The sequence below is a fragment of the Mycobacterium bourgelatii genome (assembly GCF_010723575.1).
GTDB lineage: Bacteria > Actinomycetota > Actinomycetes > Mycobacteriales > Mycobacteriaceae > Mycobacterium > Mycobacterium bourgelatii.
In genome coordinates this window covers 754,639-781,296 of sequence record NZ_BLKZ01000001.1, presented here as the reverse complement: position 1 = coordinate 781,296, position 26,658 = coordinate 754,639, and the positions used below count along the sequence as shown (strand labels likewise).

The 26,658-nt window shown below is 67.9% G+C and carries 27 protein-coding genes and 1 pseudogene; 12 read left to right on the top strand and 16 right to left on the bottom strand.

Features of this window, described 5'->3' with window-relative positions; genetic code table 11:
• Position 1: 1 nt before the first annotated feature.
• The 13 genes and pseudogenes from G6N68_RS03660 to G6N68_RS03600 form a co-directional block, all read right to left on the bottom strand.
• Positions 2 to 193: a ferredoxin gene (locus G6N68_RS03660; RefSeq protein WP_163707997.1), complete on the bottom strand. Its 192-nt coding sequence runs from the start codon at positions 191 to 193 to the stop codon at positions 2 to 4.
• Positions 190 to 1,353, bottom strand: a complete 1,164-nt coding sequence (locus tag G6N68_RS03655; protein ID WP_163707994.1) for a thiolase family protein — start codon at positions 1,351 to 1,353, stop codon at positions 190 to 192. Before G6N68_RS03655 ends, G6N68_RS03660 begins: the two co-directional genes overlap by 4 nt.
• Positions 1,350 to 1,790, bottom strand: coding sequence for a Zn-ribbon domain-containing OB-fold protein (locus G6N68_RS03650; protein ID WP_240355356.1), 441 nt, complete (start codon positions 1,788 to 1,790; stop codon positions 1,350 to 1,352). Before G6N68_RS03650 ends, G6N68_RS03655 begins: the two co-directional genes overlap by 4 nt.
• Complete coding sequence (locus tag G6N68_RS03645; RefSeq protein WP_240355355.1) at positions 1,787 to 2,128, bottom strand: 2Fe-2S iron-sulfur cluster-binding protein; 342 nt, start codon at positions 2,126 to 2,128, stop codon at positions 1,787 to 1,789. Before G6N68_RS03645 ends, G6N68_RS03650 begins: the two co-directional genes overlap by 4 nt.
• 1 nt (position 2,129) lies before the next feature.
• Positions 2,130 to 3,299 carry an acyl-CoA dehydrogenase family protein gene (locus G6N68_RS03640; protein WP_163707990.1) on the bottom strand — a complete coding sequence of 390 codons (1,170 nt, stop codon included), beginning with the start codon at positions 3,297 to 3,299 and terminating at the stop codon, positions 2,130 to 2,132.
• Entirely contained in the window at positions 3,292 to 4,380 is a 1,089-nt protein-coding gene (locus tag G6N68_RS03635; protein WP_240355354.1) for an acyl-CoA dehydrogenase family protein, read from the bottom strand. The genes G6N68_RS03640 and G6N68_RS03635 overlap by 8 nt, the downstream gene beginning before the upstream one ends.
• A complete protein-coding gene (locus G6N68_RS03630; protein WP_163707987.1) occupies positions 4,371 to 5,267 on the bottom strand; it encodes an AMP-binding protein in 897 nt (298 codons plus the stop codon). Before G6N68_RS03630 ends, G6N68_RS03635 begins: the two co-directional genes overlap by 10 nt.
• A gap of 82 nt (positions 5,268 to 5,349) precedes the next feature.
• Positions 5,350 to 5,694 (bottom strand): annotated as a pseudogene (locus tag G6N68_RS31940) (AMP-binding protein); the annotation flags it as partial.
• Between the two features lie 4 nt (positions 5,695 to 5,698).
• Positions 5,699 to 6,730 (bottom strand): alpha-ketoacid dehydrogenase subunit beta, encoded by a 1,032-nt coding sequence (locus G6N68_RS03620; protein ID WP_205351227.1) that lies wholly within the window; start codon positions 6,728 to 6,730, stop codon positions 5,699 to 5,701.
• Positions 6,727 to 7,719 (bottom strand): thiamine pyrophosphate-dependent dehydrogenase E1 component subunit alpha, encoded by a 993-nt coding sequence (locus tag G6N68_RS03615; RefSeq protein WP_240355353.1) that lies wholly within the window; start codon positions 7,717 to 7,719, stop codon positions 6,727 to 6,729. The genes G6N68_RS03620 and G6N68_RS03615 overlap by 4 nt, the downstream gene beginning before the upstream one ends.
• An 89-nt stretch (positions 7,720 to 7,808) precedes the next feature.
• A complete protein-coding gene (locus G6N68_RS03610; RefSeq protein WP_240355352.1) occupies positions 7,809 to 8,465 on the bottom strand; it encodes a TetR/AcrR family transcriptional regulator in 657 nt (218 codons plus the stop codon).
• Positions 8,466 to 8,510: 45 nt separating this feature from the next.
• Entirely contained in the window at positions 8,511 to 9,908 is a 1,398-nt protein-coding gene (locus tag G6N68_RS03605) for an aromatic ring-hydroxylating oxygenase subunit alpha (protein WP_205351226.1), read from the bottom strand.
• Complete coding sequence (locus tag G6N68_RS03600; RefSeq protein ID WP_163707979.1) at positions 9,905 to 10,705, bottom strand: SDR family NAD(P)-dependent oxidoreductase; 801 nt, start codon at positions 10,703 to 10,705, stop codon at positions 9,905 to 9,907. The genes G6N68_RS03605 and G6N68_RS03600 overlap by 4 nt, the downstream gene beginning before the upstream one ends.
• A gap of 108 nt (positions 10,706 to 10,813) precedes the next feature.
• On the opposite strand from G6N68_RS03600, the gene G6N68_RS03595 reads away from it, so the two are divergent.
• The 12 genes from G6N68_RS03595 to G6N68_RS03540 are packed head-to-tail and all read left to right on the top strand — an operon-like array spanning position 10,814 to position 23,593.
• Positions 10,814 to 12,109, top strand: coding sequence for a cytochrome P450 (locus G6N68_RS03595; RefSeq protein ID WP_163707976.1), 1,296 nt, complete (start codon positions 10,814 to 10,816; stop codon positions 12,107 to 12,109).
• On the top strand, positions 12,106 to 12,969 hold the full coding sequence (locus G6N68_RS03590; RefSeq protein WP_163707972.1) for an MlaE family ABC transporter permease: 864 nt from the start codon (positions 12,106 to 12,108) through the stop codon (positions 12,967 to 12,969). The genes G6N68_RS03595 and G6N68_RS03590 overlap by 4 nt, the downstream gene beginning before the upstream one ends.
• A complete protein-coding gene (locus tag G6N68_RS03585; RefSeq protein WP_240355659.1) occupies positions 12,969 to 13,826 on the top strand; it encodes an MlaE family ABC transporter permease in 858 nt (285 codons plus the stop codon). The genes G6N68_RS03590 and G6N68_RS03585 overlap by 1 nt, the downstream gene beginning before the upstream one ends.
• Positions 13,826 to 15,091, top strand: coding sequence for an MlaD family protein (locus G6N68_RS03580; protein WP_163707966.1), 1,266 nt, complete (start codon positions 13,826 to 13,828; stop codon positions 15,089 to 15,091). The genes G6N68_RS03585 and G6N68_RS03580 overlap by 1 nt, the downstream gene beginning before the upstream one ends.
• Positions 15,088 to 16,128: an MlaD family protein gene (locus G6N68_RS03575; RefSeq protein ID WP_163707963.1), complete on the top strand. Its 1,041-nt coding sequence runs from the start codon at positions 15,088 to 15,090 to the stop codon at positions 16,126 to 16,128. Before G6N68_RS03580 ends, G6N68_RS03575 begins: the two co-directional genes overlap by 4 nt.
• Positions 16,129 to 16,133: 5 nt before the next feature.
• The gene (locus G6N68_RS03570) at positions 16,134 to 17,174 is read left to right on the top strand and encodes an MCE family protein (protein ID WP_163707960.1); all 1,041 of its coding nucleotides are present in this window, start codon (positions 16,134 to 16,136) and stop codon (positions 17,172 to 17,174) included.
• Complete coding sequence (locus G6N68_RS03565) at positions 17,171 to 18,289, top strand: MCE family protein (RefSeq protein WP_163707955.1); 1,119 nt, start codon at positions 17,171 to 17,173, stop codon at positions 18,287 to 18,289. The genes G6N68_RS03570 and G6N68_RS03565 overlap by 4 nt, the downstream gene beginning before the upstream one ends.
• A complete protein-coding gene (locus G6N68_RS03560) occupies positions 18,286 to 19,431 on the top strand; it encodes an MlaD family protein (RefSeq protein ID WP_163707953.1) in 1,146 nt (381 codons plus the stop codon). Before G6N68_RS03565 ends, G6N68_RS03560 begins: the two co-directional genes overlap by 4 nt.
• On the top strand, positions 19,428 to 20,708 hold the full coding sequence (locus G6N68_RS03555; protein WP_240355351.1) for an MCE family protein: 1,281 nt from the start codon (positions 19,428 to 19,430) through the stop codon (positions 20,706 to 20,708). The genes G6N68_RS03560 and G6N68_RS03555 overlap by 4 nt, the downstream gene beginning before the upstream one ends.
• A gap of 22 nt (positions 20,709 to 20,730) precedes the next feature.
• Positions 20,731 to 21,309 (top strand): Rv1363c family protein, encoded by a 579-nt coding sequence (locus G6N68_RS03550; protein ID WP_163707947.1) that lies wholly within the window; start codon positions 20,731 to 20,733, stop codon positions 21,307 to 21,309.
• Complete coding sequence (locus tag G6N68_RS03545; protein WP_163707944.1) at positions 21,306 to 22,013, top strand: hypothetical protein; 708 nt, start codon at positions 21,306 to 21,308, stop codon at positions 22,011 to 22,013. Before G6N68_RS03550 ends, G6N68_RS03545 begins: the two co-directional genes overlap by 4 nt.
• Before the next feature lie 8 nt (positions 22,014 to 22,021).
• Positions 22,022 to 23,593, top strand: coding sequence for a carotenoid oxygenase family protein (locus G6N68_RS03540; protein WP_163707940.1), 1,572 nt, complete (start codon positions 22,022 to 22,024; stop codon positions 23,591 to 23,593).
• 119 nt (positions 23,594 to 23,712) lie between these two features.
• Here G6N68_RS03540 and G6N68_RS03535 read toward each other — a convergent pair whose 3' ends face one another.
• From G6N68_RS03535 to glmM, 3 genes are read right to left on the bottom strand one after another with little or no spacing between them, the layout of a single operon-like run.
• Entirely contained in the window at positions 23,713 to 24,978 is a 1,266-nt protein-coding gene (locus G6N68_RS03535) for a hypothetical protein (protein ID WP_163707936.1), read from the bottom strand.
• 2 nt (positions 24,979 to 24,980) lie between these two features.
• Positions 24,981 to 25,268: a DUF7162 family protein gene (locus tag G6N68_RS03530; protein ID WP_163707934.1), complete on the bottom strand. Its 288-nt coding sequence runs from the start codon at positions 25,266 to 25,268 to the stop codon at positions 24,981 to 24,983.
• Between the two features lie 49 nt (positions 25,269 to 25,317).
• Positions 25,318 to 26,655, bottom strand: coding sequence for a phosphoglucosamine mutase (glmM, locus tag G6N68_RS03525; RefSeq protein WP_163707930.1), 1,338 nt, complete (start codon positions 26,653 to 26,655; stop codon positions 25,318 to 25,320).
• Positions 26,656 to 26,658: the final 3 nt, after the last annotated feature.

The following is a 26,658-nucleotide window of genomic DNA, read 5'->3' as shown; positions in this document are numbered from 1 at the left end:
GCTACTCGCTGATGCGCAGCGCCTGGCTGGGGCAGGCCCGAACTGCCTCGAGCGCCGCCTCGTAACGGTCGGCGGGTATCTCGTCGAGCTGCGGCCGCGCGATCGCGTCGTCATCGACCACGAACAGATCCGCGGCGATCGATTCGCAGACTCCGTTGCCGACGCAACGATCCTCATTCACAACAACTTTCATCGAATCTCCGATCGGCGGGTCAACACCGTGCAGGCGCTCAGGCCGGGTGCCCCGTAAACATGGGAAAAGGCCACCCTGGGCCGCCCGGCCACCTGACGCGCGCCGGCGTGGCCGCGCAGCTGCAGTACGTTCTCGTGGATCTGACGCAGTCCCGAGGCGCCGATCGGTTCGCCGTTGGCCAGGCAGCCGCCGTCGGTATTGATCGGCAGTCGCCCGCCGATCTCGGTGTCGCCGTCATCGATCAACGCGGTCTGCTCGCCGTGTTCGCACAAGCCGGTCTCGGCCAAATGGATGAGTTCCGCTCCGGCATCGGTGTCCTGCAGTTGCGCCACGTCGACGTCGGAGGGCCCGATGCCCGCCGCTTCCATGGCCGCCCGCGCGGCGTCGACGGTCGGGCTGTCCCCGCGCCGCACCGAAAGCGACGGGCTGAGCACCTCGAACGAACCCGGCCGACGCGTACGCACGGCCGCGCCCGCGACATAGACCGGATCCGCACGCAATTGCCGGGCACGCTCGGAGCTGCACAGCACCAACGCGGCGGCCCCATCTCCGGGCGAGCACAGCATGTACTGGCGCAGCGGGTCGCTGAGCATCGCCGAGGCCTCCACGTCCGCCACCGAGAGCGGCTTGCGCCGCCACGCGTTGGGGTTGATCGAACCATTGCGAAAAGCCTTGCTGGCCACGGCCGCCAACAGCCGCTGCGGCACCCCGTGCTCGTGCAGGTACCGCTGGATCTTGAGCGCGAAGAACTGCGACGTCATCGCCAGGCCGGTGGCGCCGTACCAATGCCCCAGGCCCATCGCCTCGGGGCGGATCGTGAATGCACCCCGCGGATGCGAATCGAATCCGACGACCAACGCGGTCTCCGCCGCCCCCGACGCGATCGCCTGCACCGCGCAGACCAGCGAACTGGTGCCCGTCGCGCAGCCGTTCAGCACGTTGACGAATGGCACACCGGTCAGACCGAGCTCGGACACCAGCGTGTCCGCCGAACCGGCGGCCATGCTGCCGCCTACCGCGTAGTCGATCTGCGGCCACGACAGCCCCGCGTCGTCGAGGGCTTCGCGCACCGCGCGCACCGCCTCGCCGCGGGCCGTGGTGTCCAAATACCGGCCGAAGGGGCGGCAGCCGATGCCGACTATTGCGACGCCGCCGCTCATCCCAGCTCTCCTTCTTCGATCGGAGCGAACGCGAATGTCGTTGCAGCTCCGCCCTCTTCGGCGGGAACCTGCAGCGCGGTCACCCGCATCGGCATGCCGATGCGCAACGCGTCCGGATTGGATTCGGTCAGGCGCGCCTCGACGATCACCTGACCGGGCAGCTCCACGTAGCCGACGCCGAACGGCACGAACTCGTCACCGGATGCCACGAACGGTGGGCTCGGGGGCGGAAACCGCTGGATCGTCCAGCTCCACAACACTCCCCGCTGGGCCAACCGCACCGTGGCGATGCGGTCGGCGCTGCAACGCCGGCAGGTGTTCTGCCGCGGGAAGCCGGTCTCGCCGCACTCCCCGCACTGCCCGCCGATCAGGTGAATGTGGCCATCGTCGATCTCCATGATCTCGCGATCGATGGGCTCTACACTTCCTGCCGTCACCCGCCCTCCTCCCGTTCTCGTCGTGGTTTACCCGGGCGCACACCACGTTTGAGGACAACCACGTCACCCTCGACGGCCGCCTGGCACGCCAGCCGGACGTGTCGTCCCCGAGCGCCGCGATCGCCCGAGAGGCCCCGGATCGCCTGCGCCTCGGCCGCGTCGGCCTGCGCGAGGTGCTCGGGGTGTTCGAGGACCTCCACGTGGCACACCAGGCACTCACCGTTGCCGCCGCAGATGGTCGGCCACCGGTAGCCGGCCGCCTCGCCCGCGGCCATGATGGTCTGGCCCGGAACAGCGGCGAATTCGATGCCAGACGGCCGCACCGTGATCGTCGGCATGTCAGCCCCGCCGTAGTTCTCGCCACGGGCGTCCGCGGTCGGGGTCGGGTTCGCGGTCCAAGCCCAGCACGCGCTCGGCGATGATGTTGCGCTGAATCTCCGAGGTCCCACCGGCCACCGTGAGCCGCCGGCTGTCCAGCAGGCCCATCGCCTCGGGCGACCCCGCATCGCCCTCCCAATACGCGGCACCGGGGCCGGCCAGCTCGAATCGCAACTCGCTGATGCGTTGCGACAGTTCGGAAAGCAGCAACTTGGTGATGGAGCCCTTCGCGTCGGGACGAGCGCGCAGGCGCAGGTTCGTCAGGGCCAGCGCCCGTTCCTTGGCGATCAGCGTGGCTATTCGGTCGCGCACCGTGTCGTCGCGCCACGCGCCGGTGCGGCGCGCCAATTCCAGCGTTGGCTCCAACTCCACGCCGCTGGCGCTGGAGGTCTCCGAAAGGCCGGAGCGCTCCGCGGTCAACGTCGAGAGCGCCACCCGCCATCCGCCGTTAAGCGGGCCCAGCATGCTGTCGGCGGGCAGTTCGACCCGCTCCAGGAACACCTCGCAGAAGTGCTCGGTGCCGGTCATCTGCCGCAGCGGGCGCACCGTCACGCCGGGGGCCCGCATGTCCACCAGAAAACAGGTGATGCCCGCATTTTTCGGCAGATCGGGGTCGGTACGGGCGAGCAGCATCCCGTATTGGCAGAGGTTGGCGAACGAACTCCAGACCTTCTGGCCGTCGACGATCCAGGTCCCGCTGTCGGTGGGTACCGCCCGGGTCGCCAGGCTGGCCAGATCCGAACCGGCGCCGGGCTCGCTGAACAGCTGGCACCACATGTCGGCACCACTGGTGATGCCCGGCAGGTAGCGCCGGCGTTGCTCCTCGGTGCCCCACGCGATGATGGCCGGTCCGATCAGCGTCAACGGCACGAAATGGTGCACCGGTAGGTCAGCGTCGTAGCTCGCCAGCACGTCGCGGATCACCGCGGCGGCGGCGGCGTCCAGGCCCGCCCCGCCGTGCTCGGGCGCCCAGCCGGGCACCGTCCAGCCGCGCCCCGCCAGTGTCTGGTACCAGCGCCGCGCCACATCCGCGTCCGATTCGGTTACCTGCGGCCAGTTTTCAGGGAGGTTGGCCCGCACCCATGCGTCCGCCTCGGCGCGCAGCGCGTCGAGGCCGGTTCGGTCAGTCATCGACACCGTCCCGGGCGTCCACCAGCGCCGCCAGCCGGCGGCGGTGCAGGCCGGGCGCACCCGTCAGGGCGATCACCGAATGTGCCCGGCGGAGGTACCGATGCGCCCAATGCTCCCAGGTGATCCCGATTCCGCCGTGCAGTTGCACCGCGGCCTTGGTGACGTCGACGGCGGCCTCCCGCGCCAGCACCGCGGCCACCGCCAGATCCACGTCCGTCTGGGCCGCCGACGGCCGGTACTCGAGCTGCCAGGCCGCGCCGTAGACCGCCGACCGGGCCAGCTCGACCTGCGCCAGCAGATCGGCCAGCCGATGCTTGATCGCCTGGAACGAGCCAACGGTACGACCGAATTGGACTCGCTGCGCGACGTATTCGACGGTGGCGTCCAGCGCCCATTGGGACACCCCCAGCAACTCGGCCGAGATCACCAGGTCAGTGCGCCGCCGGATCGCCTTCAGCGCGTCGCCCGCCGCGGCACGCACCAATAGCGGCGGGCTGTCGCGACGCGTGATACGGCCCAACGACCGCGACAGGTCCAGCCCGGACAGCCGCTGCAATCCGACGGAGGCGCCGGCGAACGCGATGATGGCCGGTTCGCCGTCGACGTGATCGTCGACGATGACCAGCGCGTCGTCATCGAAATCCCAGAGCGGCTGCACCGTTCCAGCCGCCCAGTGCCCGGGCTCGCCGAAGCCGGTCAGCGAGATCGCCGCGGACACACCGTGCTGTCCACGCCGCACCGGCGCGGCCACCGAGGCCCAGTCGCCGTCGTCGAGCAGCGGGGCCAGCGCCGCCGCCGAGACCACCGCGGCACCCGACAACGCGGCCCCGGCTTCCTCGGCCAGGATGCTCAGTTCGGTTGCGGTGGAATCTGATTCGTCGCCGCCGAGCAGGATGTCGTCGGCGCCCACCTCGGTGAGTAGCCGCCGCCAACGTAGGTGGCCGTCCAGCGTCGCGGTGGCGGCGAAGTATTCGCGCAACACCTCCCGCAGGGCATCCTGTTCGGCGGTGAACTCGAACATTTTCGGCGTCCCGGACGTCTCGGATGTCCCCGCGGTCTCAGCGGTCTCGGTTACCGACACCAGTCACCCGACCGGGAGCCGGCCCACTGGGCGGCCAGGTAGTCGTCACGCAGCTTGCGTTTGTTGACCTTGCCCATCGCCGTTCGCAGCTCGACGTCGGTCAGCTCCAGCACTGCGGGGCACTTGTAGTGCGACAGCCGATCGCGGCACCACCGGACCAGTTCCGCGGCGTCGACGTCGGCGCCGGGCTCGGCGACCACCAGCGCGCACAGTTGCTCGCCGAGATCGTCGTGGGGGATGCCGATCACGGCGACGTCGCGCACCGCGGGATGGGTGCGCAGCACCGCCTCGGACTCGGCCGGGTAGACGTTCACACCACCGCTGACCACCATGTCGGAGGCTCGATCGGTGAGGTACAGGTAGCCGTCGTCGTCGAGGTAGCCGATCTCGCCCAGCGCGAAGACGCCGTCGGCGACGTAGCTGCGCCGGGTCTTTTCGCGATCGCCGTGGTAGCTGGGTCGGTGACCGGTGGTCGATTCCACGCAGACCAGCCCGCTCTCGCCGGGGTCCAATTCCACGCCGTCCTCGGTGCGGATGCTGACGCGGTAACCGGGCGAAGCCTTGCCGACGGATCCCGGGTGGGCCAGCCACTCGGTGGAGGTGATGGTGCTGATCGTGCCTGCCTCGGTCGAGCCATACGCCTCGAGGAGCACCGGGCCGAACCAGTCGATCATTGCCCGCTTCACGTGCACCGGGCACGCGGCCCCGGTGTGCACGATGCTGCGCAGACTGCTCACGTCGTATCGATTTCGAATCTCTTTGGGGAGAGCCAACATTCGGGAAAAGTGGGTGGGCACCATCATCGAGCTCTCGATGCGGTGCGTCTCGATCGCGGCCAGCGCCGCCTCCGCGCTTGACCGGTGCGATGTCAGCCGACGGCTCGGCATAGGAGTGTGCGGCGCACACGGTGGCGTCGAAGTCGTCGACACCGGCGACGTCGGGCCGCCCCCAGGCCACCACCCGCACGTCGGGGTCGGCCGCACGCACCGTGGCGGCGGTTTGACCGCTGCACAACACGGTGTGCACGCGCGCATCGCGCAGGATGTACCCGACCTCGGCGGATGTCAGGTGGTAGTTGACCGGCACGGCCGAGTACCCCGCGTAGGTGATCGCCAGGTGCGCCATCGCGGTGTGTGCGCTGTTGCCGGCCATCACCGCGATGCGCTCACCGGGCTGGAGCCGCAGCGAAACCAGCCAGTTGACCATCCGATTCAGGGTCGAATTCAGTTGTGCCCAGGTCCATTCCGCGGACCCGTCGACTATGGCGACGTCCTGGGGATGCCGCTGTGCCGACTGCGCAATGCCGTAGACCAATCGGTTATCCCTTCACTCGCTGCGGCGCGCGCGAACGTGACAGTGCTGACCTGGCGGCAGCGACGATGGCACCGGCGTCGGGGACGAATGCGTCCTCAAGTTGCTTGGCGTACGGGATGGGGGTGTTCGGGCCCGCGACCCGCTGCACCGGGGCTCCCAACTCGTCGAACAGGCGCTCGTTGATCAGGCTGGCGATTTCGGCGCCGAAGCCGCCGCGGCGCACCGCCTCGTGGATCACCACCGCGTGCCGGGTGCGCGCCACCGACTCCAGCACCGTCTCCTCGTCCAGCGGCACCAGCGACCGCAGATCGATGACCTCGGCGTCGATGGACTCCACGGCCAGGGTCTCGGCGGCGGCCAGCGCCTGGTGCACCTGCCGGCCATAACTGATCAGGGTGATGTCAGCACCGGGTCGCACGGTGGCCGCGCTGCCCAACGGCACCACGTGGTGCCCGGTCGGAACCGGTTGCGGCGGCCCGAAATACAGCAGGCTCTGCTCGATGACCACGCACGGATCCGGATCGAAAATGGCGGCAGTCAGCAATCCCTTGGCGTCGGCCGGATTGCTGGGTACCACCACCTTGAGACCAGGGATATGGGTCAGCCACGCCTCGAGCATCTCCGAATGCTGTGCGCCAAACTGCATTCCGGCGCCGGCGGCGCATCGGATGGTCAGCGGCACCGTCGTCTGGCCGCCGGACATGTAACGCAGTTTGGCGGCGTGGTTGGACAACTGGTCCATGCAGACCGCGAGGAAGTCCATCAGCATGATCTCGGCGACCGGCCGCATTCCCGCGATGGCCGCCCCGATCGCGGCCCCGACGATCGCCTGCTCACTGATCGGCGTGGCCCGCACCCGGTGCGCGCCGTGCTTGGTGGACAGTCCGACCGAGGTCTTGAACACGCCCCCGCTGGGATCGGCGATGTCCTCACCCAACAGCAGCACGGAGGGGTCGCGGGTCAGCGCGTCGTCCAGCGCGCTGCACACGGCCTGGAACCCCAGCATCGGCACCGTGTCGACGGCGGCACCGGTCATGGCAGCTGCTCCTCGTATACGTCGGTCAAGACTTCGGACACGTCCGGCGGTGGGCTGTCCATCGCGAACTTCACCCCGGCCTCCACCTCGGCCTTGGCCTCGGCCTCGATGGACTCGACCTCGGCGGCGGTCAGAATGCCGTTGTCGATCAGCCACCCCCGGAACCGCACGACCGGATCGGCGGCACGCGCCGCGTCGAGTTCGCCGGGCTTCATGTACTCGTTGCCGTCGGACATCTGATGGCCGTAGAAGCGGAAGGTCATCGCCTCGAGCAGGGTGGGGCCGTCCCCGCGGCGCGCCCGCTCCACCGCCTCTTTGGCCGCGGTGTACATCGCCACCGGGTCGTTACCGTCGACCCGGACCCCCGGCATGCCGTAGCCGACGGCGCGATCGACGATCCGTTCGGCACTGGTGCCGTCCTCGAACGCGGTGTGCTCGGCGTATCGGTTGTTCTGGCAGCAGAACACCACCGGCAGCTTCCACAGGCCCGCGAGGTTGCACGCCTCGTGGAACGCGCCGATGTTGCTGGCGCCGTCACCGAAGTTGACCACGGTGACCCGCTTGTCGTCCCGCAGCTGCGAGGCCAGCGCCAAGCCCGCCGCGATCGGCAGGCCGCCCCCGACGATGCCGGTGGTCACCATCAGGCCCGACGCCGGATGGGTGATGTGCATCGGGCCGCCCTTGCCTTTGCAGGTGCCCGTCGCCTTGCCCAGGAATTCGGCCCACAACTGCGGCATCGGCACGCCCTTGGCCAGTTGGTCGTGCAGTCCGCGGTAGGTCGTCACCACGTAGTCCGTGGTCTCCAGCAAAGCCCCGACCGAGGCCGAGACGATCTCTTGGCCACGCGGTGAGTAATACTGCGCGCTGACCTGGCCGGCCAGCACCAGCGAGCGGAACTTCTCGTCGCACACCTTGATCCGGGTGGCGGTGGTGAAGATGCGCGTCAGGACAGAGGCCTGCACGCCAACCTCGGCAACGGGACTGGCCACGGCGCCCCTATCTATTAGTTGGTCCAACAATTAATTTGTAACAGTCGTCACCAGAGGGTGTCAACGCCGCAGGTGCGAGCGGACGCGCGCTAGCTGGGGGTGGGCCTGGACGGGGCGGAAACGTCGGCGTCCAAGACCAGCGTTTCGAACAATTCGGTCATCGAGTCCATAGCGGGCGGGTCCAGTGACGCCGCCGCGTGCGCGAAGCCGTCGACGACGGCGCTGATCATCTGTGCGATCTCGACCGGGTCCCGATCGGCCGGAATCAGGCCGCCTTCCTGGCCCTGTCGCACCGCCATGGCCAGGGTCTCGGTCATCCGCACGGCCTGCCTGGCAAACGCATCGGTGAGCTCCCGATGGCGTCGCGCGTCGATCGGCGCGGTGGCGACGAAACCGGCCAACTCCGGCGATTCGTGATTGATCCGCATCGATTCCTCGAGCACCGCCCGCAACAGGCCGCTCACCGAACGGGGACCGGCCATCGCCACCGTCGACCGCCCGATGATCTTGCCGTAGACGTCGTCGCAGACCGCCTCGAACAGGTTGCGCTTGCTGCCGAAGTGGTAATGCACCGAACCCGCCGTCACACCCGCCATCTCGGCGATCACGCTGTTGGTCGCCGGGCCGTAGCCGAACTGCGCAAAGCACCGGCATGCGGCGTCGATGACCTGTTGCCGGGTGTCGCCGCTGTCGATTCCGGCCCGACGCCCGGGCCCCGGGCGTGGCTTGGCGTTCGGACTCGTCACTGACTCATCATCGCGCATCGCGACGACGCTGCGACTAAGCACGCCCTAGCCCCGCAGATAGTCGTCGAGGTCCTGATGGAACTGACGTATCCGAATTTCCTGGTAGTTGGCCAGCGTCACGCCGGGTTTGGTCATGCTTTTCAACCCCCGCTGCACCTGGGCGAGGTTGACCAGATCCTGGTTGTAGACGGCGCACAACGCACCCAACTCCGGCGCCGCGTCGTAATCCTCGTCTGGCCCCAGCCAATGCGCCGGGGCGGCCTTTGGCTTGGGCACCCCCGGCGGCAACGGCGCGAGCAGCATGATCTCGAAGATGCACTGATCGGGGTCGTTGCCGTACGGCCGGAAACGGTAGGTCAACGGTGCCCCGACCCCGGCCCAGGGCACCAGGTTCGGGAACACGAAGTACTCGATCGCGTCCACGATCTCGCTGTCGCTGACGGCCGACAGGTCGGCGCCGGTGGCCTCGGCCAACCGGCCCCGCATCGCCTCGGCCACCACCGGCCGCGCTTCCTGACCTTCAGGCACCGTGATGTTGCCGGCCGCGTCGGGGAAGAAATCCCGGAACATCGCGTCGAGCACCTCCTGGGGGTCCAGCGGCTCCCCCAGGTGCGGGCTGCTGGTCGCCTGCGGGGTGATCATCCGGTTGAACCCGGGCAGCCCGTCACCGCGGCGGTAGATGTCGTACTGGGTATTGCAGTCCCCCAGGTACTCCAGCAACTGCGGATGGGTGGCGATGACGTGGTAGGACTCGATGAAGGCCTCCAGGCCGACCTTCCAGTTGCAGGCGATGACCTTGGCGACGTGCGCCGCCTTGAATCGGGATTCCAGGCCGAAGGGCGCCAGATGCCGCTGCACGTCACCTAGGTAGTCGGCCAGCGGCGCGGCGTCGGGGTCGGGGTTGACGAACACGAAGCCGGCCCAGGTCCCGGTGCGCGCTTGCGGCAACCCGAACGCCTGGTCGTCGACGTGCGGGAAGTCCCAGCGGCACGGCACCTCGGCCAGGGCGCCGTGCAGGTCCCAGGTGAAACCGTGGAACGGGCACCGGAAGCGCGCGGCGTGGCCGGAGTCGTCGCAAAGCCGCCGCCCGCGGTGCAGGCACGCGTTGCGATACGCCTTGATTTCGTCGGGACCGGTGCGCACCACGATCAGCGAGATGTCGGCGACGTCGTAGACGACGTAGTCGCCGGGCTCGGGAATGTCTTCTTCGCGGCAGGCGAACTGCCACACCCTGCTCCACAGCCGGTCGACCTCGCGCTGGTGGAAGTCCCGGCTGAGGTAGCGCTCCTTGTCGATGTCGGCCGACCCGAGAAATTCGTAGGACTCCTCCAGCAGCGGCGCGGGGACGTCGCGAGTGTCCTTGGCCAGCAGCTCCTGCACCGTCGGCCCCGGCGAACGAGCCTCGCCCGGTGCCGGCTCGCGCCGCACGCCCACATCAGTCACGCTGTCCTCCCACCACTGGGTCCTCCAACCGCTGGTTCACCACCGAGCCCCGCCAGATAAGCCTGGATCGCGGTGCCGATGAACGCCGAACCGTTCACCGACCAACCCCCGTCCACGTAGAGCACCTGCCCGGTGACGTACCCGGCGGCATCCGACGCCAGGAAAGCCACCGCGGCGGCGACGTCCTCGGGGTCGCCGATCCGGCCCAGCGGCATCGCGGCGGCGACCGCGTCCCGCAGGCCCGGGTCGCCGAACTCCGCGGCCGTGCCCTCCGTCAAAACCAGGCCGGGGCCGACCGCGTTGACCCGGATCCGCCGGCCCGCATATTCCGATGCCATCTGCTTGGTCAGTGCGACCAGCGCCGCCTTGGACGCCGGGTAGATGCCGCGGCCGACACCGCCGAGTTCGGCCAGCACCGACGTCAGGTTCACCACCGCGCCTCCGGCCGGCCCGAACTTCGGCATCAGCGCGCGAGTGACCAGCCAGGTGCCCCGCACGTTGACGCCCAACACGTCGTCCACGTCGACCACGGTGCTGTCGTCGAGCGTCTGCGATCGCCAGATGCCGGCATTGTTCACCAGCACATCCACCGAGTCGACGGCCTCTGCCAGCCCGGCGACCGACCGTTCGTCGGATACGTCGCACTCCACGGCGGTCCCGCCGACGCTCTCGGCGGTGCGGCGCGCCGCGTCGGCATCCCGGTCCACCACCACGACGTGGGCGCCGGTGGCGGCGAGGCGACGCGAAATCGCACGTCCGATGCCGTTTCCCGCGCCGGTCACTACCGCCGTCGGCACGCCGGTACCCGCGTCATGTCATCTCCTCATGATCTTGCCTATGATTCAGATCACTATTATATTAGCTCACCAATTAACTGCCGGCCAAGCGCGAAGTTGGGAGCCACCGTGAGCCAGACGACCACCGATCCAGACATCGCCGCCGGTCCCCCCTCGCCCGACAACTTCGACCCGCTCGACCCGCAGACGCTGCAATGCCCGTTCCCGCACTACCGGGCGTTGCGGGAGCAGGCGCCGGTGCACTTCGTGGCCGCCCGGGGCATGTGGTTCGTCACCTCGCGCGAACTGGTCACCGAAGCGTTGACCAACCACGAGGTGTTCTCGTCGAACTTCGGGGTGCCGCAGCTGCCGGCGCCGGAATCGATCGCGGCCGCGGTCGCCGAGATCGCGGCCGAGGGCTGGCCCCCGGTGCCGACGTTGCTCACCGCCGACCCGCCCGAGCACCACTACTACCGCCGGATGGTGGCCCGGACCTTCACGCCACGCTTCATCGCCCAGCAGGAGCCGGCGATCCGCCGGATCGCCGCCGAGGTCGCCGATCAACTGCCCGCCGGCAGCCCGATCGAGGTCATCACCGCGTTCGCGGCACCGCTGCCGCTGCGAGTCATCGCGCACATCCTGAACGTTCCCGACGAACGGATCGACGACTTCAAACAGTGGTCCGACCAGTTCGCCCTGACCGTCGGCGCCGAACTCGACGACGCCGGCCGGCTCGAACAGGCGCGCAGCCTGCTGGAATTCCAGCGCTACTTCGCTGCCCAACTCGACGACCGTCGCGCCGAACCGAAGGACGACCTGCTCACCGGGCTCACCACCGCATCCACCGCCGAGAGCGACGACGAGCCGCTGAGCACCGGCGCGGCGCTGAGCATCATCCAGCAGCTGTTGATCGCCGGCAACGAGACGACGACCAAGCTGTTGACGGGATCGCTGCTGCTGGCGGGAGAGTCGCCGAAGTGGTGGGACTGGCTGCGGGAGAACCCCGCCGAGCGGGCCGGCGCGTTCGTCGAAGAGGCACTGCGTTTCCTGTCTCCCGTCCAGACCATGTTCCGGATCACCAAGGCAGAGACCGAACTCGGCGGCGTGACCATCCCCGCGGGCTCGTTGGTGGTGCTGGGCTTCGCGTCGGCGAATCGCGACGAGGCCCAATTCGACGACGCCGACGACTTCAATCCTGAGCGCCCGAACGCCAAGACCCACTTGGCCTTCGGACACGGCATCCACGCGTGCCTCGGCGCCACCCTGGCACGACTGGAAGCCGCAATTGGGTTGCAGGAACTGGCCCAGCGGTTCGCCTCCGTGACGTTGACCGCGGACAACGACTTCGAATACGAGCCCAGTTTCATGCTGCGCGGACTCAAGCGGCTCTCCCTGGTGCTGGAGCCGTCCCGGGCGCCGCAATGACGGAAGGCGTTGCCGTGCAGGAGAACCGGCTGGATTCGTCGACCCAGGAGATCATCGGGTGGTCCACCGGCTACGTCGACCGCCACCCGATCACAGCGCTGCGCACGGTCGGCGGACAGTGTGTGCTCGCGGTGCGCGCCTTCCAGTACTTCTTCATCGACCTGGCCCGGGCCCGCTTTCCGTTCCGCGAATTCGTCGAGCAGGCCACCTTCATGGCGCGCACCGCGGCGGTACCGACACTGTTCATCGCCGTGCCGCTCAGCGTCACCCTGGCGATCCAATTCAGCTTGTTGGCCGGGCAACTCGGCGCCACCTCGCTGGCCGGGGCGGCCAACGGCCTGGCGGTCCTGCGGCAGGGTGCCCCACTGGTCGCCGCCGTCCTGATGGCCGCGGCGGTCGGGTCGGCGACGGGCGCGGACCTCGGCTCCCGAAAGATCCGGGAAGAGACCGACGCCATGGAGGTGATGGGGGTGTCGGTGATCCGGCGCCTGGTGGTGCCCCGCCTGGCGGCCAGCATGCTGATCGCCACCGCGTTGACCGGATTCGCCTGCTTCATCGGGTTTTTGGCCGGGTACGCGTTCACGGTCATGCTGCAAGGCGGCACCCCGGGCAGCTACACCGCGACCTTTTCCTCGTTCGCCACCGTGGACGACCTGATCCTGACCCTGCTCAAGGCGGTGGTCTTCGGCGCCATCGTCGCGGTCATCTCGTGTTACAAGGGCCTGGACGCTCGTGGCGGCCCGGCCGGCGTGGCCAACTCGGTAAACGCCGCCGTCGTGCAATCCGTTCTGGTACTGCTGCTGGTCAACGTGTTGATGAGCCAGATGTATTTGATCTTGTTCCCCAAGACCAGTTTCTGATCATGGCAGCCACCTACTATCCCGTCGGCGTGCGCCCGGTCGTGTCCGCCGTCGTCGGGGCCGGTGACCAGGTGGCCCGGATCGGTCATATGGTGGCGTTCTTCTTTCAGACGCTGGCCGGCGTGCCACTCGTGCTGCGCCGGTATCCGCGCGAATTCTTCCGGTTGCTCTCCGATGTCACCTGGGGCAACGGTTCGATCGTCGTCGGCGGCGGCACGGCCGGCGTGGTACTTATCAACGGGGCGGCCGGTGGAGCCGTTGTGGCGATCGAGGGCTACAACGCGCTCAACCTGCTCGGACTGGGACCGGCGACCGGGCTGATCACCGCGCTGGCCAGCGTGCGCGAAATCGCGCCGATGATGGCATCACTCGGCTTCGCGATCCAGGCCGGGTGCCGCTTCACGGCCCAATTGGGGGCGATGCGGATCTCGGAGGAGATCGACGCCCTCGAGTCGGTGGCGATCCGGCCCATCCCCTATCTGGTGACCACCCGGGTGCTGGCGTCCGCGCTGGCCGTCGTCCCGTTGTTCGTGGTCTGCCTGTGTCTGAATTTCCTGGTCTGCCAGTTCGTCATCTATCTGGCCAGTGGGCAGGGGTCGGGCACCTATCTGCACTACTTCGGGCTCATGCTCAGCCCCCGCGACATGGTGTTCGCCATCATCAAGGTCGCCGTCTTCGTCACCATCATGTCCACGCTGCAGTGCTATTACGGCTTCTACGCCAGCGGCGGGCCGCGTGGCGTCGGCATCGCGGCCGGGCGGGCGATGCGCGCCAGCATCACCGTCATGGTCAGCGTCAACATGCTTCTCACCATGGCGTTTTGGGGCGTCGACGCGGGCGGAAGGCTGGGCGGCTGATGCCGAACAAGTTCGACCTCGACGGGCGCGGTCCGTCGATGCCGATACTGCGGGTCACCGGAACGGGCTTTCTGCTGGTGTGCGTGCTGGTGGGCTACCTGCTGCTGGCGAAGTCTCAGGGCAGGCTGGACGGGCGCGTCGGGGTCACCGCGGTGCTGAGCACCGTCGGCGACGGGCTGCCGCCGCAATCGGACGTGAAGTTCCGCGGCGTGCTGGTGGGTGCCGTCCGCGACGTCACGCCCGCGACCGGCGGTGGCGCCAACCGGGTGCACATCGACATCGATCCGGTACGGGCGCAAGGCATCCCGAACAGTGTGACCGCCCGGATCGTCCCGAGTAACGCCTTTGCGGTGTCGTCGGTGCAGCTGGTCGACAACGGTCCGGCGCCGCCGATCCGACCCGGGGCCACCATCGCCCAGGATCACACCCTGCCGACGCAACTGTTCCAGACCACGCTGGCCAAGTTGCGTGATGTGGTCGCGGCCGTCGGCCGTCCCGGCGGCGACCACACGCTGGGGCTGATGCGCGCGCTTGCCGACGCGACCGCGGGTAAGGGACGGGCGCTGACCTCGGCCGCCGCGGGCCTGAATCGCATTGCCACCGAGCTGAATCGGCTGAACACCCAAACCGACGAGTTGCCCACCCTGGCAACGTGGGAATCCGCGATCGAGGCGCTGCGCGGTTCGGCGCCCGACCTGGTGGACGCGTTGCACAACGCCGTGGTGCCGATGCGAACCATCGCCGAGAAGCGGGTTGCTCTCGACGACCTGCTGACCGGAGCGCAGCACACCGTCGGCACCGTCGACACCGGGCTGAACAACCACGCCGACCAGTTATTGGCGATCACCACCCAACTCACGCCGGTCGTCGGCGTGCTGGCCGATCACTCCGCCAAGTTTCCGGCAATCGCATTGGGAATCAACAACGTTGTCGACAAGTTCTTCGATGAGTTGTGGACCCGCACCGGCACGAAGGTGGGCTTCACCTTCAAGCTTGTGGTGGCGCTGGCTCCGCTGCGGCTGTACACACGCTCCGACTGCCCGGTGTACGGGGAGCTGCGGGGACCCAGCTGCGTCACCGCGCCCGAGACGACGCCCGTGGTGGACACCCACGGACTCCCCGATCCCCGCGCGTACGTTCCCCCGCCGGGCACCGTCCTGCCGCCGCCGACGAACGCGGCGGAACAGCTTCTGACGGGTGCCGCGCAAACTCCGCCGCCGCCAGCGGCTTTCGTGCCCGAACCGGACCCTCGGGGGACGCCATGACCACGCACCGATGCCAGCTCGCCTGGCTCGTCGCCTTCCTCACGTTCTGCTTCGCACTCACCTGGATCATCTACGTCACCCTGCGCCGCGACGTCGTTGGACCGACCGCAAGCTACACCGCGACCTTCACCGATGTCACCGGGCTGCGCGCTGGGTCCGACGTGCGGATGGCGGGTGTCCGGGTGGGACGGGTCGACGACATCGACCTCTCCGGGGATCTCGCACGGGTGCGTTTCCGGATTGAACGCCACCAACCCGTCTACGGCAACACCAAAGTCGCTGTGGTCTATCAGAACATCATCGGGCAACGCTATCTCAGCCTGTCACTGGCCGATTTCGGCCAGCCGGACCTGCTCGCCCCGGACGCAACGATCCCCCTCGATCACACGGAGCCGTCGTTCGACGTGACCGAACTGCTCAACGGCTTCGAACCGCTCTTCACGCTGCTCGATCCCGACAACCGGGGGAATCTGTCCAACGCGCTGATCAAAGCGCTTCAGGGCGACTCGAATTCGTTGGCGCTGCTGATCGCCGAGACATCACACCTCGCCCAGTCGATGTCCGGCCCTGACGACCTCCTGGGCCAGCTCATCAACAGCCTCAACGCGGTAACCCACAACCTGGCGAGCCAGGGTAAATCGCTGGAGACCACGTTGACGCAGGTCCGGGCGGTGGTGGCGGGGCTGAATGTCCGCCGCGACGAGCTGATCACCTCGGTGGGGTCGATTTCCACGGTGGTCGACCGTATTTCGGCGATCATGACCGCGACGCGCCCGGATCTGGATGACACCCTCAACCGTCAGCCGGGGCTGCTGCGGACCATGGTTGCCGATCAGGACCAATTCGCCACCCTGGGCGCCAACCTGCCCGCCGTCCTCAAGGGCGTGGCCCGCATCACCGGCGACAGCACCGCCATGAGCGCACAGGCCTGCGACTTCAACTTCACGCTGCTCAACTTCCTCAAGCCGATCGTGCCCAGCATCGTCAACGCGGCCACTCCCGGTGGCCAGCGCAAATATTCGGCGCAGTGCAGGTGAACGCGATGGCAAAACGGCGACGCAAGTGGGTCCTCGAGGACCTCAATACCGCGTGGCTGGGCCTCGGTGCGGTGCTCACGCTCGCCGCGCTGGTGGCGGTCAGCACCATGCTGACCTCGTTGCACCTCGGAAAGACGACGTACGTAGCTGAATTCGTGCAGGCGGCAGGCATCCGCCCGGGCGACGACGTGAGCATCGCCGGGGTGCCGGTGGGCACGGTCGACGACACCTCGCTGGCCGACGACCACGTCGTGGTGACGATGAAAATCCGGCCTGACGTGTCGCTTCGATCGCAGACCAGGGCGGCGATCAAGTTGAGCACCGTGCTTGGCGCCCGCTATGTGGAATTGAAGCCGGCCGGCGACGGACCGCTGGCCGACCGACGAATCACGCTGGCGCACACCATGGTTCCCTACGACTTACAACGGGTACTGCAGGATTCGACGAACACCTTCGAGCAGGTGAATGCCGAGCAGTTCGCCGATTCGATGGAGACCGTATCCAGACAGTTGAGCGGCCTACCGTCGATCCTGCCCGACGCGATGACCAACATCGAAATGCTCTCGCAGGTAATCACTTCCCGCCGGGGCCAGATCGCGGAGTTGCTGCGCAGCACCGCGACGGTAGCCGACATCCTGGGGCGGCAGCAGGATGACCTCAAGGCGCTGATCAAGCAGGGCAGTGACCTGTTCGGTGAGATCGTCGCCCGGCGCGACGCGGTCATGCGACTGCTGCAGGCCGCGACAAACCTGGTGAACACCACGCACGAACTCACAGTCGGTAACAGCGCCCAGATCAACACGCTGCTCACCGAGACCCGTCAGGTCACCGCGATGATCGGAAACCACGATCCGTTGTTGCGCAACCTGTTTCAAACCATGCCCATCGCGATGCGAAACGTGGCCAACGCCAGCGGAACGGGGCCGTTTCTGGATTTCGCGCTTCCCGGTGGCCTGATGGTGGATTCCTGGATGTGCGCGATCAGCGGTCGCGCGCAGCAATGGAATTGGCCGGACCGTTACCAGTACTTCAAGGACTGCGAATGAGCAAGAGACTAATACTCCGGCTCACCATACTCGCCGTGCTGGCGGCGACCGTGCTCGTTGCCGGCTACTCACTGTGGCCCAGCGTGGCGCCCAAGCACCTCACGATCACCGCACAGTTCGACAACACGATCGGCCTCTACACCGGCAATATCGTTGCAGTGCTGGGTATGCCGGTCGGACGGGTCGGCTCGATCAGCCCGAAGAACGACTACGTCGAAGTCGTCCTCGACGTGGATGCCAAGATACAGATCCCCAGCGATGTCACGGCGGTGACGGTCGGCACCTCGATCCTCACCGACCGCCACGTGGAACTGACCCCGCCCTATCGGGGGGGCCCTACGCTGGCCGACGGCACCGTGTTGAGCCTGCGCCGGACCAGGACGCCAATCGAGTTCGACCGAGTGCTCAAGATGCTCGACAAGCTCGGCACCGCGATGCACGGCGACGGTGCCGGCGGCGGACCGATGGCCGACATCCTCAACGCAACCTCAGATATCACGTCCACCAGTGGCGAACGGATCAAATCGGCGCTCGGCGCGCTCTCGGCGGCGTTGCGCACCGGCGGGGACGGCGGGGACGCTGGCCACGCAACCCGGCAGAACCTCACCACCGTGGTGACCAACTTGAGCAGACTCACGGATTCCGCGGCGCAGAACGAGGCCTTGGTACGCGAGTTCGGTTCGAGCATCCGCCAACTCAGCGACCTCCTGGCCGACGAGGACGTCGGCCAGGGGCAGACCGGACGGCGGCTCAACGAGGTGCTCGAACAGTTGAACCGCCTGCTCGGCGACAACGGCGAGAACCTGGCGGCAACGATGCAGAGCAGCAACGCCTTCACCAAGGCTTTGGTCGACTATCGCCGCGAGCTGGCCGAGGTTTTCGACGTCGCGCCGCTGGCAATCGACAACGTCGCCGCGGCGATCGATCCGGACAACGGCATGCTGCGGGTCGGTGCGCATTTCGACTCGGTTTTCTTCGACAGCTCGATGACCAAGGAAGTCTGCAACATCCTGGGACTGCGCCAACTCGGCTGCCGCACTGGGACAATCCGTGATCTCGGGCCCGATTTCGGCCTGACCTCGGTGCTGGAAGCGATGACGAGGCTCGGCAAGTGATCGCCCGCCGCGTACTGACCCGCCGAGTCGCGCACACCGCCGCGCCGGCGGCGCTGTGCGCGGTGTTGGTCGCCGGGTGTTCGGTCGGCGTGGAGAAGCTGCCGCTGCCCGCCCCCGGCATCGGCGGTGCCGGCTACCACCTCACCGCCGTGTTCTCCAACGCGCTCAACCTGCCCGATCGGGCCAAGGTCCGCCTCGGCGGGGCCGACGTGGGCGAGGTGGTATCGATGTCCGCCGAGCACTACACCGCAGTGGTCGGCATGCGGATCCTCGACAGCGTCCGACTACCGGTAGGCACTACCGCCGAATTGCGTTCGGCCACGCCACTCGGGGACATCTTCGTGGCGCTGCGCGAGCCGGAAGGCGCTGCAGCTACGGGCGCCGTCCTGCACGACGGCGACACCATCCCGCTCGCGTCGACGGTGGCGGCAACCACCGTCGAACAGGTCCTGGCCTCAAGTTCGATGCTGGTCAACGGCGGGGTGATTCGCAACCTCACCAGGGCGCTCAACGGGGTGGGCTCCGCGGTGGGACACCAGGGCGAGGGGCTGGCCACGATGATCCGCGAATCGCGGGCCCTGGTGACCACCATGTCGGCGCGCGCCGAGGACATCCGCACGGTGATGAAGCAGACCGCGGCGCTCGCCGACGAGCTGAACACCAGGCGCGATTCGATCGACGATCTGCTGACGTCGTCAGCGCCGGCGCTGACGGTGATCGCCGACAACACCGCCACGATCGTGGATCTGGTCGACCGATTGTCATCCGTCACGCGCCAACTACAGCGGTTCCCGTCCATCGCCGGCACCGACACCCGCAGCCTCATCCACGATCTGAACGAGCTGTCCCGTTCGTTCAACGACGTCGCCGTCGACCCGCGCGTCACCATGTCCAACCTGCTGCGGGTACTGCCTCCGACGCTGAAACTGTTCAGTGCCAATGCAACTCACTCAGATGTCGACCTGCAGCAAATCGCGCTCGGCCACATCCCGGACAAGAACCATCTGGGTGATCCAGGTTTCCACGGGCCGAAGTGGGCCGATTGGGAAAACCTGGTCGGGTCGCTGAGGTTCGTCCTCACCCAGCTGGGCGACCGGGTGTGGGGCCCCGACCGCGACCGGATATGGGGCCCGCGCCGATGAATCTCGTGGAACCGGTCGCCGCATTCACCGTGAGAACGGTGCGTTCCGCCGTTGCATCCCGGCTCCTTCTTTCGGTGCTGGCTCAGGTCGCGCTGATCGTCGTCGGTGCCGCCTACCTCACTTTCGGTGCGCTGCGCGACAATCCACTCGCGAGTCGGATCGTGGTCGAAGTTCAGCTCGCCGAATCCGGCGGCCTGCTTGCCAACCAGGACGTGACCCTGCGTGGCGTGCCGATCGGCCGAGTGCAATCGGTCGACCTGGCCGACCATGGGGTTCGGGTCACCGCGCGCATCGACGGGCACGTCCGGATTCCGCGCGACGGCACGACCGTCCGCGTGTCGGGCCTTTCCCCCGCCGGGGAGCAGTACCTGGACTTCGAGCCGGCGGGCACCGGTGGGCCGGTGATCACCAACGGTGCCGTGATCGCCGAAAGCCAGACCACCACACCGATTCCCATCTCGCGGCTGCTGCAGAACGTCGACGGGCTGTTGGCGCAGATCGATCCACCCAAGCTGAAAGCGGTCATCGACGAGCTGGGCGTCAGCGAAGAGGGGCCACAGCGGCTGCGCGATCTGCTCAACGGCGGCGAGCTGCTCATCTCCACGCTCGACGGCGTGCTGCCGCAGACCATGACGCTGCTGCGCAGCAGCCGGTCGGTGTTCCGGATCATCGACGAGTCCACCGCGGGACTGGACGCCCTGTCCGACAACCTGCGCGCCACGCTGACCGGCGTCGCGGCCAGGGACGGCGGTGTGCGGCGCATGCTGGACGAGACCCCACGCCTGCTGGCCACGGTTGATCAGCTGATCGCCGACAACTCCCCCGTCATGGCGGCACTGCTGGGCAACCTGACCACAGTCGCCCAACTCGCCTACGTCCGAGTTCCCGCGTTGGGCCAGTTGTTCGGCGACAACCGGCCACCACTGCTGGATGGCATCACCACGCTGATGCATGGCGGTGCCATCTGGGCGATCGCCGGGATCTACCCCCGCTACCTGTGCGACTATCCGCATCCGCGCGACGTGCCGTTCATACCGAACTATCCCGAGCCCTACGTGAACACCTACTGCCTCAATGACGATCCGGGTGTGCTGGTCCGCGGCGCGCGTAACGCCCCACGGCCCCCCGGCGACGACACGGCCAATCCGCCGCCGGGCTGGGACCCGCTGCGCCGCACCGATCCCACGCCCGTTGGGCCGCACACGATTCCACTGCCTTACGGGGGCCCGGTGCTGCCCCCGGATTCCGAGCCGCAACGCCGGGGCGGCCAATGGTAACGCCAGAGCGAGGAGACTGCCGATGACCACCAGCCTGTGCGATGAACGCGAAGAGGACCAGGTCGCCACAGAGGCGGTCGCGAAGTCTGCCGCGGACGCGGAGCCCGGCGCGCCACCACGAATTCGATTCCGGCGCAACCTGACCGCCGCCCTGGTGTTGCTGATCGTCGCACTCGCGGCGGCGACCGGCTACTTCATGTGGCAGTACCACCACGCCCGCAACATCCAAGCCGCCGGCGAGGCGGCGCTGAAAGTGGCCACCAGCTACGCGGTCACCCTGACGTCAGTCGACAGCAACAATCTCGACGCGAATTTCAACGCCGTCCTGGACGGGGCAACGGGCGAATTCCGGGATCTCTACAGCCAATCCAGCTCCAAGCTGCGGCAGCTACTGATCGACCACAAGGCCACCGGCCGCGGGGTCGTCGTCGACGCGGCGATCAAGTCCGCCACCGAGACTCAGGTCGTAGTCCTGCTGTTCGTCGACCAGACCGTCACCAACAGCGACGTCCCGGACCCGCGCGTCGACCGCAGCCGCATCGTCATGACGATGCAAAAGATCGACGGTCACTGGAAGGCCGGAAAGGTGGAGATCCCGTGACCACGTCGACGCAGGAAAGTCTCCTGAGTTCGCTCACGGCGGTCCGCGACGACCTGATCATGCGTTCGATGCTGCGCGCCGTCGGGGACATACCCGAATCATTGTTGCTCCCCATCCTGCGACTGGTCGTCGACGATCGGGCCGCCGTCGAGGCCGGCTGGGCGGCGGTGACCGCGCCGCGTGGTCGCCGGACGAGGCGGCCGGAATCCCCCCGGGAGTCGTGGCGCCGGCGGTACGGGCAGTTTGTCCGCGAATTGGAATGGGCGACTGGGCTACTCGTTCGCGAGCTACCACGCGACGACGTCAACGAGCTGGTCTCCTCGGCGGTTGCCCATCGGCTACAGCGCTGGCTGCGTTTCCTCCTACCGGCGTTCAACGCGGTCAGGATTGTCCCACCCGGAATGTACCCCGCGGTGCTAGACGCCGGAGTCGGCTTCGCCACCTTCCTGGTGGGCCCGATCCACCGATCCGGGGTGGAACCCGACGGTACCCTGGTGTACGAAATCCCCGAGTGCGCAATGCACACGTCGACGGGATTGGCTGCCGCCCAGGAAAATTCGTGCCTGATGGCATGCAAGGCCGCGTGTGAGCGGCTCTTCGACCGAAACTCGGCGATCCCCCTCGAGTTCGATCCGTACCTGCCCGGGCTGTCCTGCACGTTGCGTGTGCGCCCACCCCGCCCTCAGACCGTCCCCATCGACTAGGAGCACCAATGGTCAGTCCGAGCGTCCCGGAAAGCAGCCTCACCGTCTACGCCCCGCTCTACGACGAACACGACTACGTCATCGACGATTACGAGGGCACCCTGCCGGCCGAGCTGCGCGGCACGCTGTACCGCAACGGCCCGGGAAAGCTGGATGCCGGTGGCCACCCCCTGGGCCACCTTTTCGACGGCGACGGCATGCTGTCCATGTTCGCCTTCTCGGACGGCGCCGTGCACTACCGCAACCGGTACATCCAGACCGAGCACTACCGGAAGTCACTGGAATCAAAGGAAATTCCGTTCCGCACGCTCGGGACGATGCGGCCCGGCGGGCTGCTGGCCAACGCGCTACGCTTCCCGGCCAACGTCGCAAACACCGGAGTCGTCATGCACGCGGGAAAGCTGCTGGCACTTTGGGAGGGTGGTCCGCCGACCGAGATCGATCCGGACACTCTCGACACCATCGGCATCGACAGGTTCGGTGGCAAGCTCCGGTGGCTCGGCGCCTTCTCGGCGCATCCGAAGTGGGACCGCGCCACCGGGGACATGTTCAACTTCGGCCTGGCCATGTTCCCGATTCCCAAGCTGATCTGTTACCGGGTCGATCGCGCCGGAAAACTACACCGGCTGGGGCACCTCACGTTGCCGGGCCCGATGTTCAACCACGACGTCGGGCTCACCGCGCGAAACATGGTCTTCGTGGTGCCGCCGCTGATCTTTCCGATCGACATGTTCATCGGGGCGGGTCTGGGGGTACGCAACTTCATCGACGCCATCCAATACGACGCGAAGCGCGGAACGATGATCGGCCTGATGCCGCGCAGCGGCGGGAAACCGCTTGTGTTGCACACAGATCCGACGTTGCACCTGCACCTGGTCAACGCCTACGAGGACCGCACCGACACCGTGGTGGAAATGGTCAACTACCACGCGTCGTGGGAGCAACTCAACGGCCAGCTCTCGGCGGTGCAATCCCTGGACCAGATGGGCAGCGTGCCCTACGGCGGACATCTGCTGCGGATGAGGATCACCCGATCGGGCAAAGTGACCCAGGAGCGATTCTCCGACACCACCGGCGAGTTCCCCGCCTTCAACCTGTCGCGCACCGGACAGCGCAGCCGTTACACGTATCTGGCCACGGGCCTCGACGCGAGCGTCCTTCCGAACGCCATCGCCAAGGTGGACAACGTCTCCGGCGCCGCGGTGACATACCGGCTGCCACCGGGCCACCTGCCGCAAGAGGGCGTCTTCGCCGCGCGGCCCGGCGGCACCGACGAAGACGACGGCTGGCTGCTGGTCCCCACCCAGGACGGGATCAACAACACCGCCAACCTGCTGGTGCTGGACGCCGGGAACCTGGACGCCGGACCCGTCTACACCGGCCGGTTGCGGCATCACCTGCCGCTGAGTTTCCACGGGTACTTCACCCCCCCGCGTCGCCCGGCGGGTCTGACCTACCCCCGGTGCCGGGATCACCCTGCAATTGCAACGAATTCGGGTGCGATGAGGTCGATGATCTTCGCCCACGGCACGGTGACGACCGGTAGGCCGCGGCCGACACTCCGTCGCTGCTGGCGATGACCGCCGCGGGCCTACACAGGTGATCGAGGGATTTCACGGCGTCCCGTTCGAGCACCCGCGAACGGTTCGGCGTGCCGAAGAGCCGCTACAGATGCGGACACGCCACGTCACTCGTCCAGTCACTGTCCTGCCTTCGGAAGCTCGTCCGCCGCGATCTCACACGGGGTAGCCGGGTCCGGCGGCGCGGGTGGCGTCACGACCTGAGTCGGGGCGGCGACCGGTTCGGCGGCGTCGGGTACCTGGGTGGCGGCGTGCGGCGTCGCTGCGGCGTCGGCGCGGTCGGTCGGCGGCGGTTTGTCGTCGCTCCGGTCGACCTTGTCCGCCTGATCGACCTCCTTGGGCGCGTGGGGTCGTTTGGGGTGCTGGTCGTCGTCGAGGTCGTCGCGGAACGGATCGTCTTCACCCGGGTCGCTCGACCCCAGCGCACCGCCCAACGCATCGCCCATCGCGTCGACAATGCGGCCGGCGAGCGCACCCAGCCCGCCTGACCCACCCACCCCGCCACCGCTCCCCAGACCCGAAAATGGTTGGGGTAGAGGAACATCAGTGGCCGGTGGGGGGTTGGTGGCCGGCGGCCGCGTTGCACTGCCGATGGGCGGGCCGGGATCTGCCGGCCGACCACCGAACCCTACGGGCGCTGACGGTGCTGCGATGCCGGACGGTGGCCCCGCGGCCGCCGGCCGAACCGGTGGGCCGCCTACCGGGCCTAGATCGCCGGGGATCTCGAAGGATGCGGCGGCCAGCGCGCCGGCCAACCGGTCGTTGACCATGTCGTAGTAAGCCGCAACTTCCGTCCGTGCCGATCGCATCGCGTCCCGCCAGTCATTGCCGATGTCGTTGTGCACGTATGGATTTATCTGCTCGCGCACCACCGCTTCGGCGGTTTGGCGATCGCCCGCTCCGGTCGACACGGTGGCAACAGCGGCCAGCCATTCCGGCCGTTGGGCCAGGCTACGATCGTCGATCGCAATGGCCGCGGCGACCTTGGCATCGATCAACCGCCAGAGGTTGTCGCGCAGCGACTCGCAGCGCTGCGCGGCCGCGCGGATTTCGGTCGTTATCGCGTTCGCGGTGTCGCAGTGGCGCTGCAGAAACGCGACCGCCGCGTCGGCTCCCGGCCCTGTCCACGCCACCGCCAACTCGGCGACCTGCGCCCGTTGCATCCGCAGGGATTCCATGACGGCCACACCCGCGGCGCGCAGCTGGACGCAGTCGTCGTCGAGCGCGCGCAGATCAAGCCCGTCCTCACTGCCGTATTCGTCGACAATATCGAGATCGGGGGCCGCGCAACCGACACGTTCGCAGGCTTGCACATAACTTTGCGTCCGCTCTGCCGCGGGACGGCCCTCGGCCAGTCGCCCGGCGACATCCAGCCATGCCGCCACGATCAGGCGATCCGGGCCGCGGCGTACGCGTCGGCATCGGCGTAGCGTTCGGCACCGGCTCGCAGCGCTGCGGCGATCTCGCGCGCTGCCCGCGACCACTGCGACAACTCATCGGCCAACCGGTCGAGGTTCGCACGTAGTGCGTCACCGCGCGCTGCGTGCGCCCGGCCGGCGCAGGAGCCGTCAAATATCAACCGCGCCAAGTGGTTTGCGACGGCCTCATCGATCAGGTCGGCCGCAGCACTGAACCGGTCCGCTACCGCACGCAGCGCGGCACAATCGAGTCTCATACCAAGTTCGACGCCGGAACCCGGCCAAACGGTTCCAGGTGTTCGCGAATTAGCTTGCGCTGCTTACCGCATCCGCCACGGTGGTGGCCAGCCGCTGTGCGACGTGCTCATCCGCAGCCTCCACCATGACTCGGATCATCGGCTCGGTTCCCGAGGGGCGCAATAGGATTCGCCCGGTGTCACCCAATTCGGCGGCAGCCTGGTCGACCGCGCTCTGCACCGAGGGCGCGACGGCCGCGGTGGCCTTGTCGGCGACCTGGACGTTGATCAGCACCTGCGGCAACGACTGCATCGCCGACGCCAAGCTGGCCAGGGTGGAACCGGTCTCCACCATGCGCGTCATCAGACGCAACCCGGTGACGATGCCGTCGCCGGTGGAGCCCAGTGCGGGCATCACGATGTGACCGGATTGCTCGCCGCCGAGGCTGAAGTCGCCGGCCCGCAGTTCCTCTAGGACGTAGCGGTCGCCGACAGCGGTGGTCCGCACCTCGACGCCGGCCGCCCTCATCGCCAGATGCAGGCCAAGATTGCTCATCACCGTCGTCACCAACGTGTTGGCGGACAGTTCGCCTGCCTCTTTCATTGCCAGCGCGAGCACCACCATGATGGCGTCGCCGTCGACGAGGTCGCCGTTGGCGTCCACGGCCAGGCATCGGTCCGCGTCACCGTCATGCGCCAGACCCAGGTCCGCGCGGTGGGCGATGACCGCCGCCCGCAGCGACTCCAGGTGGGTCGATCCGCAGCCGTCGTTGATGTTGAGTCCATTGGGCTCGGCGTTGATCGCGATGACCCGCGCGCCGGCGGCGCGATAGGCGCGCGGTGCCGCCGACGAGGCAGCGCCGTGCGCGCAGTCGACGACCACGGTCAGCCCGTCCAGCGGAGTGGTGCTGGCCTTGCTGACTTGGCGGAGGTAGCGGTCGGCGGCGTCCTCGGCGTCGATGACTCGGCCGATTCCCGCCCCGACCGGGCGCAATCCCGGCCCGGCGGCGACCAGGTTTTCGATCTGGTCCTCGGTGTCGTCGTCGAGTTTGTGGCCGCCCGGCCCGAAGATCTTGATGCCGTTGTCGGGCATCGGGTTGTGCGACGCCGAGATCATCACCCCGAAGTCGGCGTCATAAGCGCCGGTCAGGTAGGCCACGGCGGGGGTGGGCAGCACCCCGACGCGCAGCGCGTCGACGCCCTCGCTGGTGAGTCCGGCGATCACCGCGGCCTCCAGCATTTCGCCGCTGGCCCGCGGGTCGCGGCCGATCACGGCAACCCGTCGGCCCGGTTCGCCCGTACTGGCCAGGTGCCGCGCGGCGGCGGCACCCAGCGCCAGGGCCAACTCGGCGGTCAGCTCACGATTGGCGACCCCGCGCACACCGTCGGTGCCGAACAGTCGACCCATAAC

What these genes read in the sequence shown, in the direction of transcription:
- G6N68_RS03660 (WP_163707997.1), bottom strand. Translation starts at nt 193, where the DNA reads ATGAAAGTTGTTGTGAATGAGGATCGTTGCGTCGGCAACGGAGTCTGC.
- G6N68_RS03655 (WP_163707994.1), bottom strand. Translation starts at nt 1,353, where the DNA reads ATGAGCGGCGGCGTCGCAATAGTCGGCATCGGCTGCCGCCCCTTCGGC.
- G6N68_RS03550 (WP_163707947.1), top strand. Translation starts at nt 20,731, where the DNA reads ATGACCACCAGCCTGTGCGATGAACGCGAAGAGGACCAGGTCGCCACA.
- G6N68_RS03580 (WP_163707966.1), top strand. Translation starts at nt 13,826, where the DNA reads ATGCCGAACAAGTTCGACCTCGACGGGCGCGGTCCGTCGATGCCGATA.
- G6N68_RS03565 (WP_163707955.1), top strand. Translation starts at nt 17,171, where the DNA reads ATGAGCAAGAGACTAATACTCCGGCTCACCATACTCGCCGTGCTGGCG.
- G6N68_RS03530 (WP_163707934.1), bottom strand. Translation starts at nt 25,268, where the DNA reads ATGAGACTCGATTGTGCCGCGCTGCGTGCGGTAGCGGACCGGTTCAGT.
- G6N68_RS03590 (WP_163707972.1), top strand. Translation starts at nt 12,106, where the DNA reads ATGACGGAAGGCGTTGCCGTGCAGGAGAACCGGCTGGATTCGTCGACC.
- G6N68_RS03575 (WP_163707963.1), top strand. Translation starts at nt 15,088, where the DNA reads ATGACCACGCACCGATGCCAGCTCGCCTGGCTCGTCGCCTTCCTCACG.
- G6N68_RS03645 (WP_240355355.1), bottom strand. Translation starts at nt 2,128, where the DNA reads ATGCCGACGATCACGGTGCGGCCGTCTGGCATCGAATTCGCCGCTGTT.
- G6N68_RS03555 (WP_240355351.1), top strand. Translation starts at nt 19,428, where the DNA reads ATGAATCTCGTGGAACCGGTCGCCGCATTCACCGTGAGAACGGTGCGT.
- G6N68_RS03540 (WP_163707940.1), top strand. Translation starts at nt 22,022, where the DNA reads ATGGTCAGTCCGAGCGTCCCGGAAAGCAGCCTCACCGTCTACGCCCCG.
- glmM (WP_163707930.1), bottom strand. Translation starts at nt 26,655, where the DNA reads ATGGGTCGACTGTTCGGCACCGACGGTGTGCGCGGGGTCGCCAATCGT.
- G6N68_RS03620 (WP_205351227.1), bottom strand. Translation starts at nt 6,730, where the DNA reads ATGACCGGTGCCGCCGTCGACACGGTGCCGATGCTGGGGTTCCAGGCC.
- G6N68_RS03640 (WP_163707990.1), bottom strand. Translation starts at nt 3,299, where the DNA reads ATGACTGACCGAACCGGCCTCGACGCGCTGCGCGCCGAGGCGGACGCA.
- G6N68_RS03570 (WP_163707960.1), top strand. Translation starts at nt 16,134, where the DNA reads ATGGCAAAACGGCGACGCAAGTGGGTCCTCGAGGACCTCAATACCGCG.
- G6N68_RS03630 (WP_163707987.1), bottom strand. Translation starts at nt 5,267, where the DNA reads ATGCCGAGCCGTCGGCTGACATCGCACCGGTCAAGCGCGGAGGCGGCG.